Origin of the sequence: Streptomyces sp. NP-1717, assembly GCF_022695985.1 — a bacterium.
Taxonomy (GTDB): Bacteria; Actinomycetota; Actinomycetes; order Streptomycetales; family Streptomycetaceae; genus Streptomyces.
The window spans coordinates 1-12,749 of sequence record NZ_JAAPBF010000212.1 but is presented as its reverse complement, the minus strand read 5'-3'; the positions used below and the strand labels follow the sequence as shown (position 1 = coordinate 12,749).

The window sequence follows — 12,749 nt, the reverse complement described above, 5'->3', positions numbered from 1 at the left end:
CGGAGGAACGAGCGCTACGGGGGACGCCACGAGGCGACCCGGGCACCTTGTTTCTTCCGTGTCCGGCTGGATTCGACATGACAGCCCGGCGGAGCGGGGATGTGGGACGGCTGAATGGCCGGAACTGGCGGGTAAGGCGTTGGCAAAGCGCCTGTCCCCGCCGGTCCGTCACCCGGCTGCCCGGTGGTCCCGTGGACCGCACGCCCGCCGGCGCGAGGCGTCCTCGGCCACCGCGCGCGAACTACCGCAGCGCCGCCGATATCTTCGCGTCCGCCGCCTGCGCGGCCGCCTGCGGGTCCTCACCCTGCAGAACGGCCGTCATGTACGGCTTGATCGGGTTGTCCAGCTCGACGTTGGCCCACTTCGGCGAGTTCGGGGTCGCGCGCCCCTCCGCCGCGCCCGCCGCCATCGCGGCCGTGGCCTCCTGGCCCTCGATGACGTCCGCGAGCGTCGTCTTGTTCGGCACGTAGCTCATCGTCTTGGCCAGATCCGTCTGCCATTTCTCACCCGCGAGCGCCTTGACCACCTCGACGGCCGCCGACCGGTGCGAGGAGTTCTTGGGGACGATGAGATCGGAGCCGCCCGTGAAGACGGCGCCGGGTGCCTCGGCGGTCTTGCCGGGTACCGGGAAGAAGCCGAGCTTGCCCTTGAGGTCCGGGTTCTTCTCCTCGATCTGGACGGCGGAGTTGGGGGTGTCGATGATCTGCGCGATGTCGCCCTTCGCGAACTCGGCCTCCTGTTCCGGGGTGACCTCGTCGGAGTCCTTCGGACCGTCGCCGAGCGCCTGCAACTCCTTGTAGAACTTCATGCCCCTGATCGCCTCGGGAGTGTCGAGCCGGCCCTCCCACGCGCCGCCCGACTCGACCGCCAGTTCGCCGTTCTCGTCCCAGATGAAACCGGAGAGGGTGTACCAGTCCTGACCGGCCAGATAGATGCCCTGCTGTCCCCCCTGGTCGAGCTGGGCCGTGATGTCCAGCCACTCGGCGCGGGTCTTGGGCAGCTCCTCGATGCCGGCCTCCGCGAAGAGGTCCTTGTTGTAGATGACGACGCGGTTGGCGGCGTACCAGGGGATGCCGAACTGCGAGCCGTTGATGCTGCCGGGCTCGGCGAGGCCGGGCAGCCAGTCCTCGCTCCCCAGGTCCCGTACGGACTCCAGCGTGAGGTCCCGCAGGCCGTTGCTCTCCGCGTACTGCGCGACCTGGGTGTTGCCCACCTCGATGATGTCCGGCGCGTCCTCGGAGTCCAGCGCGGCCATCACCTTCTTGCCGATCCCGGTCCACTCCTGGATCTTGACCTCCAGCTCGACCGAGGGGTTCTCCTTCTCGTAGGCCTCGGTGAACCTGTCCAGGTACGCGGTGGAGACGCTGTCCTTCATGAGCCAGATGGTGATGACCTTGTCGTCGCCGCCGGGGAGCATCCCGCATCCCACGAGTGCGAGGGAGGACGCGAACACGGCGGAACCGGCAAGGAAGCGGTTTTTCACGTAGGTCACCTTCTGGCATGCGGCAGATAAGAGTGAAACCCGACGTGGGGGGAGCAACTGGTGCTCGCACGGGCATTGGCGCGATTTTGGTATGGACCAGGGGACCGGTCAAGCCCCGTGCCCAGGCCGGAGGCGCCCGGTGCTCCCCGTGCGGAGCCTGCTTCCCGGCGCGCGCGCCGCCGTGCGGTGGGGCACGGTGGAGTGAGACCGCGACCGGCGCGAAGAGGAGAACGACCTCATGAGCAACCACACCTACCGGGTCACCGAGATCTACGGCACCTCCGAGGCGGGCGTCGACGAGGCCATCCGCAACGGAATCGGCCGGGCGTCCCAGACGCTCCGCGGGCTCGACTGGTTCGAGGTGACGCAGGTCCGCGGCCATATCGTCGACGGGCAGATCGAGCACTACCAGGTCGGGCTCAAGGTCGGCTTCCGCCTGGAGGACGGCGACACGGCGGGCTGAGACCGACGCCGTACCGCCGTGCCGCGGTCCGCCGCCTCACCGCGATCCGCCGCCCTCGACGAGGGGCGGCGTCTCAGGTGCGCCCCTCGCGCTCCTGCCCGTCCTTCAGCGCCTGTGACGTGCTCGCCCAGCACGCGCGTACGACCCGGAACCCGGCCCGCTCCGCGGCGTCGCACACCAGCTCGTCGTCGTCCACGAGGACGCGGATCTCCCGCTTCGCGGCCAGCGCGCGCAACCGCTCCACCTTGGTGGTCCGGGCGGGCCTCCGGTCGTCGTTGCGGCGCATGAACACCTGACCGTCCGGCAGTCCGTTCGCCCGCAGCCAGGTCAGCGTGGACCGGCGGCAGCGCTCGGGACGGCCGGTCAGATACACGACCTCGCACTCCTCGGCGCTCCTGAGGACCAGCGCCACTCCCTCGGACAGCGGCGTGTCCTCACCCGCCGCGTCGAAGAAGCCGTTCCAGTCCTTGGGCCTGCGCTCCAGGAAGTGCTGGCGGTGCGCGGTCTCGGCGAGCGTCCCGTCCAGATCGAATACGGCCAGTGGTCTGCTGTCGCCCGTCACACGCCTGTCACCCGTCACACGCCTGTTGTCCGTCACACGCCCAGCCTAGAGAAGGGCCGGGGAATCCTGGCGCCGCGTCACTGTTGGAACAGAGGTGACGTCAGTGATCGCGAACACCCGATTCTCCGTACTCGACCGGTCCCGCACCCGTGAGGGCCAGGACGCTCCCGAGGCGCTGCGTGACACCGTTCGCCTCGCGGGGCGGCTGGAAGCGCTCGGCTACCACCGGTTCTGGGTCTCCGAGCACCACAGCGTGCCCGGGGTCGCGGGCTCGGCGCCCACGGTCCTGGCGGCGGCCGTCGCCGCCGCGACCTCCACGATCCGCGTCGGTACGGGCGGGGTGATGCTGCCCAACCACCGCCCGCTGGTCGTGGCCGAGCAGTTCGGGGTGCTGGAGTCGCTGTTCCCCGGCCGGATCGACATGGGCATCGGCCGCTCGGTCGGCTTCACGGACGGGATCCGCCGGGCGCTCGGCAAGGACAAGCGCGCCGTCCGCAACCCTGAGGACTTCGCCGCACAGATAGAGGAACTGCTCGGCTGGTTCACCGGCGACCAGAGCCTCTACCCGCAGGTCCACGCCCTGCCCGCCGAGGGCCTGCGCCCCGCCCCGTTCGTCCTGGCCATGGGCGAGGGCGCGGACATCGCGGCCGCGGCCGGTCTGCCGATGGTCGTGGGCGATCTGCGCGGCCGGGAGCGGATGCTGCGGGCCGTGGAGCGCTATCGGGACGGCTTCCGCCCCTCCGTCTGGTCGGACCGGCCGTACGTGGTCGTCGCGGGAACGGTGGCGGTCGCCGCGAGCGAGGAGGAGGCGCGCCGGCTGCTGATACCCGAGGCGTGGTCGATGGCCCACTCCCGCACCCGCGGCGTCTTCCCGCCGCTCGCGCCGGCCGAGCGGATCGGGACGCTGGCGATGACCGCGAAGGAGCGGGAGTTCTACGAGTCGGGGCTGCGCGGGCATGTCCAGGGCACCGAGGAACAGGTCGCCGAGGCCCTGGGGTCGGTGATCGCCGAGAGCGCCGCCGACGAGGTACTGGTGACGACCAGCACGTACGACCGCGACGCCCTCCTGGAGTCGTTCACCCGCCTGGCACGGATCGCGGGTCTCGGTGCGGGCACCGGGAGTTGAGGCGTGCCCGGCGGAGGGCGTACGACGCGAAGGACACGGCCTACCGGGCCACCTTGCGGGTCGCCCGCAGCCACTCCTTGTTCATCGCCGTGATCGACGGCAGCGGGATGCCCTTCGGGCAGGCCGTGGCGCACTCACCGGCCAGTGTGCAGCCGCCGAAGCCCTCCTCGTCCATGGTCGCGACCATGTCCAGGACCCGGGTCTCCCGCTCCGGCGCGCCCTGGGGCAGCACGTTGAGGTGGTTGACCTTGGCCGAGGTGAAGAGCATCGCCGAGCCGTTGGGGCACGCGGCCACGCACGCGCCGCAGCCGATGCACTCGGCGTGCTCGAACGCGAAGTCGGCGTCCGCCTTGGGCACGGGCGTGGCGTGGGCCTCGGGGGCGGAGCCGGTGGGGGCGCTGATGTAGCCGCCGGCCCCGATGATCCGGTCGAAGGCCGACCGGTCCACGACCAGGTCCTTGACGACGGGAAACGCCCCGGCCCGCCACGGCTCGACGTCGATGGTGTCGCCGTCGGTGAAGTGCCGCATGTGGAGCTGGCAGGTGGTGGTGCGTTCCGGGCCGTGGGCGTCGCCGTTGATGACGACGCCGCAGGCGCCGCAGATGCCCTCGCGGCAGTCGTGGTCGAAGGCGACCGGGTCGTCGCCGTCGAGGATCAGCCGCTCGTTGAGCGTGTCGAGCATCTCCAGGAACGACATGTCCTCGGAGATGCCGTCGATGTCGTACGTGACCATGGCGCCGGTGGCGTCGGCGGCGCTCTGCCGCCAGACGCGCAGGGTGAGCCTCATGCGTAGCTCCGCTGGGTGGGGTGGACGTACTCGAAGACGAGGTCTTCCTTGTGCAGGACGGGCGCGGTACCGGTGGCGGTGAACTCCCAGGCAGCCGCGTACGAGAAGGTGTCGTCGTGCCGTTCCGCCTCGCCGCCGTCGGTCTGGGACTCCTCGCGGAAGTGGCCGCCGCAGGACTCGGCTCGGTGCAGCGCGTCGAGGCACATCAGCTCGGCGAGCTCCAGGTAGTCGACGATGCGGTTGGCCTTCTCCAGCGACTGGTTGAGCTCCTCGCCGGTGCCCGGCACCTTGATGCGGCGCCAGAACTCCTCGCGGATCTGCGGAATGCGACTCAGCGCCTTGCGCAGTCCGTTCTCGCTGCGGGCCATCCCGCAGTGCTCCCAGAGCAGTTCGCCGATCTCGCGGTGGAAGGAGTCGGGGGTGCGGTCGCCGTCGACGGCGAGCAGCAGCCGCAGCCGGTCCTCGGTCTCGGCGACGGCCTCGGCGACCGCCGGGTGGTCGTCGCCGATCTCGTCCTGGTGCGGGTTGCGGGCCAGGTAGTCGTTGATCGTCGAGGGCAGGACGAAGTAGCCGTCCGCCAGGCCCTGCATCAGCGCGGACGCGCCGAGCCGGTTGGCGCCGTGGTCGGAGAAGTTGGCCTCGCCGATCGCGAACAGCCCCGGCACGGTGGTCTGGAGGTCGTAGTCGACCCAGAGTCCGCCCATCGTGTAGTGGATCGCGGGGTAGATGCGCATCGGCACCTGGTACGGGTCCTCGGCGGTGATGCGCTCGTACATCTCGAAGAGGTTGCCGTACTTCTCCTCGACCGCCTTGCGGCCGAGCCGGCGGATCGCGTCGGCGAAGTCGAGGTAGACGCCCTGGCCGCCGGGACCGACGCCACGGCCCTCGTCGCAGACGTTCTTCGCGGCGCGCGATGCGATGTCGCGCGGGACGAGGTTGCCGAAGGAGGGGTAGATCCGCTCCAGGTAGTAGTCGCGCTCGTCCTCGGGGATCTCGGCGGGCGGGCGGGTGTCGCCGTGTGCCTTCGGCACCCAGATGCGGCCGTCGTTGCGCAGCGACTCGCTCATCAGGGTGAGCTTGGACTGGTGGTCGCCGGAGCGCGGGATGCAGGTGGGGTGGATCTGGGTGAAGCAGGGGTTGGCGAAGTGGGCGCCGCGCCGGTGGGCGCGCCAGACGGCGGTGGCGTTGCTGTTCTTGGCGTTGGTCGACAGGTAGAAGACGTTGCCGTAGCCGCCGGACGCGAGGACGACGGCGTCGGCGAAGTAGGTGGACACCTTGCCGGAGATCAGGTCGCGGGCGACGATGCCGCGGGCGCGGCCGTCGACGACGATCAGGTCGAGCATCTCGGTGCGCGGGTGCATCTCGACGCTTCCCGCGGCGATCTGCCGGGAGAGCGCCTGGTAGGCGCCGAGCAGCAGTTGCTGGCCGGTCTGGCCGCGGGCGTAGAAGGTGCGGGAGACCTGGACGCCGCCGAAGGAGCGGGTGTCGAGGAGGCCGCCGTACTCGCGGGCGAAGGGCACTCCCTGGGCGACGCACTGGTCGATGATCTCGACGGAGATCTGGGCGAGCCGGTGGACGTTGGACTCGCGGGCCCTGAAGTCGCCGCCCTTGACGGTGTCGTAGAAGAGACGGTGGATGGAGTCGCCGTCGTTGCGGTAGTTCTTGGCGGCGTTGATGCCGCCCTGGGCGGCGATGGAGTGGGCGCGGCGCGGTGAGTCCTGGTAGCAGAACTGGACGACGTGGTAGCCCTGTTCGGCGAGCGTGGCGCCCGCGGCGCCGCCGGCGAGTCCGGTGCCGACGACGATGACGGTGTGCTTGCGGCGGTTGGCGGGGTTGACCAGCTTGGCCTCGAAGCGGCGGGTGTCCCAGCGCTCGGCGACGGGGCCGGCCGGGGCCTTGGTGTCGGCGAGGGGTTCGCCGGTCGTGTAGTCGGTGTACGTGGGCGGGAGGCGGTCGTCCATGTCAGCTCACCAGTCCGGTCATGACGCCTACGGGCAGGGAGATGAAGCCGACGGTCAGCACGAGCGCGAGGCCGTTGGCCGTGATCTTCAGTACGCGGTCACGGGTGGCGCTGCCCATGCCGAGGGTCTGTGCGGCGCTCCAGAAGCCGTGCCGGACGTGCATGCCGACGGCGAGCATCGCGGTGATGTAGATGACGTTGCCGTACCAGGTGGAGAAGGTGGCGACGACGTTCTCGTACGGCTTGCCGGGCTCGGCGTTCTCGTTGACGGTGAGCGTCGTGAGGTCGAGCAGGTGCCAGACGATGAACAGCACGAGAATGATCCCGCCCCAGCGCATGGTGCGCGTGGCGTAGCTGGCGCGGCGGCGCTTGTGTACGTAGGCGGTGGGGCGGGCGGCGATGTCGCGGCGGCTGAGCTGGTACGCGCAGACGCCGTGCAGGACGACGGCGGCGAGCAGGACGACGCGCACGATCCACAGGGCCCACTCGTGGTGCAGGACGGGCGCGCCCATGGTCCGCAGCCAGTGTCCGTACGCGTTGAACTCACCGGGGCCGAAGAAGATCTTCAGGTTGCCCAGCAGATGCGCGACGAGATAGCCGAGCAGGATCAGGCCGCTGACGGCCATGACGGCCTTCTTGCCGACCGTGGAGCCCCACAGGGTGCCGAGCGCCGAGGGCCGCTTGCCGGGGCGTCCGCCGGCCGGATCGCCGCCCGGATCGCCGCCCGCCTTCCGGTCCGCCCGTTTGTCCGTACGCGTTGCCAGAGCCATGACACGCACGGTAGGGGCGGGGGAACCGAGAGGTCCAAGACATGGTTCGGCTCATGTCCATAGGCTGTGCCTATCGTGGTGTTTATCATGGCCGCATGCAGTTCCAGCAGCTCGTCTACTTCGTCGCCGTCGCGGAGACCCTCCACTTCACCAGGGCCGCCGAGCGGGTGCATGTGTCCCAGCCGTCGCTCTCCCAGCAGATCCGGGCCCTGGAGAAGGAGCTGGGTGCCGAGCTGTTCGGCCGGGCGCGGGGCAATGTCGCCCTCACCGACGCGGGCGAGGCCCTGCTGCCGACGGCCCGGCGGATCCTCGCCGACGCGGAGACCGCGCGCCACGAGGTGCAGGAGCTGGTCCAGCTGCGGCGCGGCCGGGTACGGCTCGGCGCGCCGCCGAGCCTGTGTACCGGTCTGCTGCCCGAGGTGCTGCGCGAGTTCCACGACCGGCACCCGGGCATCGAGCTGCTGATCGAGGAGAGCGGTTCGCACGATCTCGTACGCGAACTGGCGCGCGGCGCCCTGGACTTCGCCCTGGTGGTGCTCCCGCTGCCGACCCCGTCACCGGCTCTGACGACGGTCGAGTTGCTGCACGAGGACCTGGTCGTGGTCTCGTCGGCCGCGGCGCCCGGTCCGCGCCGGCCCGTGCGGATCTCCGATCTCCGCCACGAGCAGCTGGTGATGTTCCGGCACGGTTACGACCTGCGGGAACTGACCGTGGCCGCCTGCCGGGCCGAGGGGTTCGAGCCGACGTTCACGGTCGAGGGCGGCGAGATGGACGCCGTGCTCGGTTTCGTACGCGCCGGTCTCGGGGTGGCGGTGGTGCCGAGCATGGTGGCCGAGCAGGCGGGTCGCGATCTGCGGATGACACCGCTGGCACCGCCGGGGCTGCGCCGTACGATCGCGCTCGCGCACCGCAGTGACGTGGCGCCCCCGCGCGCCGCGCGCGAACTCCAGAAGGTGCTGTTCAGCACGCGGGCGCGGGGCCGTACGGGCGGCGGCCGTGCCGCGGAGACGGACACGCGACGCGCGTAGCGGGAGCGGGTGGCCGGCCGGCCACCCGCTCCGGACGGTGTCAGACCGCGTCCGCCAGCGACAGGGTGTGCAGCATGTCGGGCGGGCCCGGACGCGCGTAGTACCAGCCCTGCGCCGTGTCACAGCCCAGCCGTCTCAGGTGGTCCGCCTGCGTCCCGGTCTCCACGCCCTCCACCGTCACGGCCAGTTCCAGGCTGTGCGCGAGCGAGACGATGCCCTCGACGATCTTGATGTCGACCGCGTCGGCCGGGTGCTGCTGCATCCCCTGCGTGAAGGAACGGTCCAGCTTGAGCACGCTCAACGGCAGCCTGCGCAGATTGGCGAGGTTGGAGTAGCCGGTGCCGAAGTCGTCGAGCGCGATGTCGACGCCCATCTCGGCGAGCTGCCGAAGCGGTTTGAGCAGATCCTCGTCCGCGCCGATCAGCGCGGACTCGGTGACCTCCAGGCAGAGCGAGCCCGGCGCGAGGCCGATGCGCTCCAGCACCTCCACCGTGTCGGCGACGAGGCCGGGATGGTGGAGCTGGGCCGGTGAGAGGTTGACGTTGATCCGCACCGGGCCCGCGAACGTGCCGGCCGCCAGCTCCTCCTGCCACGCCTTCGCCTGCCGCACGGACTGCTCCAGCACCCAGCGCCCGAGCGGCACGATCAGCCCGGTGTGCTCGGCGAGCGGGATGAACCGGTCGGGGCTGAGCACCCCGTGGGTCGGGTGGCTCCAGCGCACCAGCGCCTCGGCTCCGTGCACCGTGCCGTCGGCGAGATGCACCAGCGGCTGGTACTCGATGAAGAACTCGCCGCGCTCCAGCGCGGTCGGCAGCGCCGTGGTCAGCCCGTGCCGGGTGATGGCGCGGGCGTCGGCCTCGGGATCGGCGTGCTCGAAGCGGTTGCCGCCCGCCGACTTGGCCCGGTACATCGTGATGTCGGCGCTGCGCAGCACCTCCGCCGCGGTGCACCCCCCCGCCTTGCCCTCCACGATGCCGATGCTGCCCCGGACGGTGAACTCACGGCCGTCCAGGCTGATCGGGGTGGCGAGCGCGCCGAGGATGCGCGAGGCGAGGTCGTTCACCTCGCGTACGGAGTCGGGCCCCGTGGTCAGCGCCACGAACTCGTCGCCGCCGAGTCTGGCCACCATCTCGCCGGGAGCCGTGGCGCAGCTCTGGAGCCGGTCCGCGACCTCGACCAGCATCCGGTCGCCGGCGGAGTGGCCGAGGCTGTCGTTGATCGCCTTGAAGCCGTCGAGATCGAGGTAGCAGAGGCCGAAGCGGGCCGGCTGCGGGGTCTCCTTCGTGGCTTCCTTCGCCGTCTGCCCCGCCGGCTCCTTCGGCGTCTGACTGGCGGGGGCGAGCGCCTTCTCCAGACGCTCGAAGAACAGCGTCCTGTTGGGCAGTCCGGTGAGGGCGTCGTGGGTTGCCTCGTAGCGCAGCCGCAGATTGAGCAGCCGCCGCTCGGTGGTGTCCTCCAGCAACGCGAGCTGGTACTGCGGCTCTCCGTCGACGTCCCGGAGCAGCGAGACGGTCAGATTGGTCCACAGGACCGTGCCGTCGTTGCGGAAGAACGGTTTCTCCGTACGGAAGCTCTCCCGTTCGCCGCGAACCAGCTCACCGTGCATCCGCCAGACCTGCGGTCCGTCGTCGGGGTGCACCCACTCGCCGACGTTCCTGCTGCGGACGTGGTGTTCGAGACCGCCCATCATCTGGGTGAGGGTGTTGTTGACCTCCAGCACATGACCGTCGAGGTCGGCGATGCCGATGCCGATCGCCGCGCCCTCGAACACCGCGCGGAACCGGGCCTCAGTGGCGTGCAGCGCGTCCTCGGCGACACCGCGCGCCGCGAGCGCGGAGCGCGCGATGGCCTCCTGCTCGGTGAGGGTGCGTTCGCGCAGCGCCAGGGCGAACCCGGCGGCGAGCGCGTGCTGGAGCCGGGCGCAGCGCGCCCGCAGTTCCTCGGCGGCCAGTTCGTCGGCCGGATCGGCCGTCGCGCCGCAGTAGAGCACCAGATAGGCGTCGACGACGCCCAGCGAGCGGGCGAGCGTCTCCGGGTCCGTGCAGTGCACGGCGACCAGTGCGCCCCCGACACCGTGCGCGGGCGCGGCGTCGAAGATCTTGTCGTGCAGGGCGTCCCTCAGCCGGCGCGCCAGGGGCAGCAGATGCTGTTCGAACTCGGGCCGGGTCAGGGACGTGGCCGTCGCCGGGAAGATCGCCCGGCTCCAGATCGTCGCGAACCGCCTGAGCCGGTCCTCCAGTCCGTCCGGTTCCGCCGCTTCGTCGGGGACCTCCGCCGGTACCATCACGCCTTGCGTCCCACGCCGGCGAACCCGGAGGACGCGTACGGGTCCTCCTGGCCGTCGGAGCTCTCGGGCCGCCAGTTCCCCATGGGCACCAGGCCGGGCTCGACGAGGTCGCAGCCGTCGAAGAACCGGGCGATCTCCTCGCGCGTGCGCATGACCAGCGGGTTGCGGATGTCCTTGTAGACACCCACCGTGCCGGCGACCCGTTCCTGGGGCAGCGGGATGCCCGCGTACGAGGCGTGGCACACGACGACGAGGCTGCCGGGGGCGAGGGCTTCGATCAGCTCGGTGACGGCCTGGAAGGGCTTGTCCTCGTCCTCCAGGAAGTGCAGGACGGAGACCAGCAGCAGGCCGACCGGCCGGCTCAGGTCGAGCAGCCCCCGGACCTCCGGACTGTCGAGGATCTGCGGGGGTCTGCGGAGATCGGCGGCCACGACGGCGGCGTTGTCGTTGCCTTCGAGCACCGCCTTGCTGTGCGCCACGGCGACCGGGTCGTGGTCCACGTACACCACCCGGGCGTCCGGGTCCGCGGCCTGGGCGATCTCGTGGACATTGCCGAACGTCGGAATCCCGGAGCCGATGTCGAGGAACTGGGTCACGCCCTCGCCGACGGCGAAACGGACGGCGCGGCGCATGAACGCCCGATTCGCCTGCATGATCTTGGGAAGTCCCGGCATGAACTCCATTGCCTTACGGGCCGCTTCCCTGTCCACTTCGAAATTGTGCGAACCGCCCAAATAGTAGTCATAAATGCGGGAAACGCTCGGCACCGATATGTCGATGCCCTGCGGTGCCCAGGCGGGACGCTCCATCGAGATCTCCAACAAGTCAGCCACGGGTGAACGGCCTTGTACCTGGCCGGTGTTCGAGCCGAGGCTACTGATCGCCCGCCAAGAGAGCGAGCTGAAACGGAAATTAGCGGTCCGTTCTCGGTCACACTCGAACTCTGACACGCAAACAGTCCGCCGTCACGCACGGGGGCGTGACGGCGGACCGCTCGGTCGGAGGCGCGACGTGGGGACTACTTGGGCGCTCCGACCAGCTTCGAGTCGGGAGCGACGGCATACCAGGTGCCGCCGACGCCCTGACCATTGGTGTCACCGGGCTTGGCATCGCCGGCGAAGGTGTAGATCGGCCAGCAGTCGATGGTCTGCTGCTTGATTCCGTCGGGCCGGTCGAACGTCACGAAGCCCTTCTTGATGATGCCCTCGGTGTCGTTCTTGTCGACAGGGGCGACGACCGGCCACTTCTCGAGGCAGGCACCGGTGCAGGCGGTCTTCATCGGCCACGCGCTGTCCTTCTTGAACCGATATACCGTCATACCCTTGGAGTCCACGACGATTTCACCGAGCTTGGGGTCCTTCCGGACGGACAGTCCGGCGAGATCGGCCTCGGAGGCCCCGGCCTCGTCACCCCCGGAGGCACCGAGTGCGGCCTTCTTCCCGTCGGGGGCCGAGGCGAACCAAGTGCCGCCCACACCCTGCCCGTTGGCGTCGCCGGGGTTCTCGTCCTTGGCGTAGCGGTACATCGGCCAGCCACCGAGGGTCAGTTGCTTGGTGCCGTCGGCGCGGGTGACCTCTCCGATCTTCGACGCGTCGGTGCCCGCCGCCGCCTTGACGTCGCCCGCCGCGACGACCGGCCACGCCTTCTCGCACTCGCCGGCGCAGTTCGACTTGGGCGGCTCGGCCGTGTCGTTGTCGAACCGGTAGAGCGTCATGCCCTCGCTGTCCGTGACGACCTCGCCGAGCTTCTTGCTGTCCCACACGGCGAGTTGACCGGCCGTCTTGGGCTCGGTCGCCGACTCGTCGCCGTAGCCGCCGTCCGATCCGTAGCCGCCGTCGGCGGGAGCCGCGGCGCCGACCGCCTGACCGTTGGGGCTCTCGCCCTTCTCCTGACCGCACGCCGTCGTCAGGACCAGTACGGCCACCGCGGTCACCGCGAGCGAGGCGTTCCGCCAGGTGTTCATGTCAACTCCCGTAGTTCGTAAGCCAGTTGGGGCGCCAGGCCGCGCCGTTCATGGCCCTAAGTACGCGCGGAGGGGTGAGGAGCGTTCAACGGACTTCAAAGAATCTTCAGAAAGAAACACGGAAAGCCTCGATTCCCCACGATCAGGCGAATCCAGCAGTATTTCGGCATGCCGCAGGCGGCGTTGTTTCATGCTGCCGCCGTGAACCGATCATTTGTCGTACGGACCCTGGTGGTCACGGGACTCCTGTGGATAGTCGGCACGCCCGTGCCGGCCGCCGCGGACGTCTGCGTCTCGGCCTGGACCGGGCCGGGCGGCTC

Annotated in this window: 11 protein-coding genes; 3 read left to right on the top strand and 8 right to left on the bottom strand. The window is 70.1% G+C overall.

Annotation, left to right across the window (positions count from 1 at the left end; translation table 11 throughout):
• Window positions 1-241: 241 nt before the first annotated feature.
• Window positions 242-1,483, bottom strand: a complete 1,242-nt coding sequence (locus GXP76_RS29065) for an extracellular solute-binding protein (protein WP_242574591.1) — start codon at window positions 1,481-1,483, stop codon at window positions 242-244.
• A 238-nt stretch (window positions 1,484-1,721) separates the two neighbouring features.
• On the opposite strand from GXP76_RS29065, the gene GXP76_RS29060 reads away from it, so the two are divergent.
• Window positions 1,722-1,946 (top strand): dodecin, encoded by a 225-nt coding sequence (locus GXP76_RS29060; protein WP_078073950.1) that lies wholly within the window; start codon window positions 1,722-1,724, stop codon window positions 1,944-1,946.
• Between the two features lie 73 nt (window positions 1,947-2,019).
• Here GXP76_RS29060 and GXP76_RS29055 read toward each other — a convergent pair whose 3' ends face one another.
• Complete coding sequence (locus GXP76_RS29055; RefSeq protein ID WP_242574594.1) at window positions 2,020-2,508, bottom strand: hypothetical protein; 489 nt, start codon at window positions 2,506-2,508, stop codon at window positions 2,020-2,022.
• Window positions 2,509-2,602: 94 nt separating this feature from the next.
• On the opposite strand from GXP76_RS29055, the gene GXP76_RS29050 reads away from it, so the two are divergent.
• Window positions 2,603-3,634 (top strand): MsnO8 family LLM class oxidoreductase, encoded by a 1,032-nt coding sequence (locus GXP76_RS29050; RefSeq protein WP_242574590.1) that lies wholly within the window; start codon window positions 2,603-2,605, stop codon window positions 3,632-3,634.
• A 40-nt stretch (window positions 3,635-3,674) separates the two neighbouring features.
• Here the strand turns inward: GXP76_RS29050 and GXP76_RS29045 are convergent, their stop codons facing one another.
• From GXP76_RS29045 to GXP76_RS29035, 3 genes are read right to left on the bottom strand one after another with little or no spacing between them, the layout of a single operon-like run.
• Window positions 3,675-4,421 (bottom strand): succinate dehydrogenase/fumarate reductase iron-sulfur subunit, encoded by a 747-nt coding sequence (locus GXP76_RS29045; protein ID WP_242574589.1) that lies wholly within the window; start codon window positions 4,419-4,421, stop codon window positions 3,675-3,677.
• Window positions 4,418-6,382: a fumarate reductase/succinate dehydrogenase flavoprotein subunit gene (locus GXP76_RS29040; RefSeq protein WP_242574588.1), complete on the bottom strand. Its 1,965-nt coding sequence runs from the start codon at window positions 6,380-6,382 to the stop codon at window positions 4,418-4,420. The genes GXP76_RS29045 and GXP76_RS29040 overlap by 4 nt, the downstream gene beginning before the upstream one ends.
• Before the next feature lies 1 nt (window position 6,383).
• Window positions 6,384-7,151 (bottom strand): succinate dehydrogenase cytochrome b subunit, encoded by a 768-nt coding sequence (locus tag GXP76_RS29035; RefSeq protein ID WP_374362989.1) that lies wholly within the window; start codon window positions 7,149-7,151, stop codon window positions 6,384-6,386.
• Window positions 7,152-7,246: 95 nt separating this feature from the next.
• Between GXP76_RS29035 and GXP76_RS29030 the strand changes: the two genes are divergently transcribed.
• Complete coding sequence (locus GXP76_RS29030) at window positions 7,247-8,179, top strand: LysR family transcriptional regulator (protein ID WP_242574587.1); 933 nt, start codon at window positions 7,247-7,249, stop codon at window positions 8,177-8,179.
• Window positions 8,180-8,219: 40 nt separating this feature from the next.
• Here the strand turns inward: GXP76_RS29030 and GXP76_RS29025 are convergent, their stop codons facing one another.
• The 3 genes from GXP76_RS29025 to GXP76_RS29015 form a co-directional block, all read right to left on the bottom strand.
• Window positions 8,220-10,463 (bottom strand): bifunctional diguanylate cyclase/phosphodiesterase, encoded by a 2,244-nt coding sequence (locus tag GXP76_RS29025; protein WP_242574586.1) that lies wholly within the window; start codon window positions 10,461-10,463, stop codon window positions 8,220-8,222.
• On the bottom strand, window positions 10,463-11,275 hold the full coding sequence (locus GXP76_RS29020; protein WP_242574592.1) for an SAM-dependent methyltransferase: 813 nt from the start codon (window positions 11,273-11,275) through the stop codon (window positions 10,463-10,465). The genes GXP76_RS29025 and GXP76_RS29020 overlap by 1 nt, the downstream gene beginning before the upstream one ends.
• 209 nt (window positions 11,276-11,484) lie before the next feature.
• Window positions 11,485-12,429, bottom strand: a complete 945-nt coding sequence (locus tag GXP76_RS29015) for an SCO0930 family lipoprotein (RefSeq protein ID WP_242574585.1) — start codon at window positions 12,427-12,429, stop codon at window positions 11,485-11,487.
• Between the last annotated feature and the right edge of the window lie 320 nt (window positions 12,430-12,749).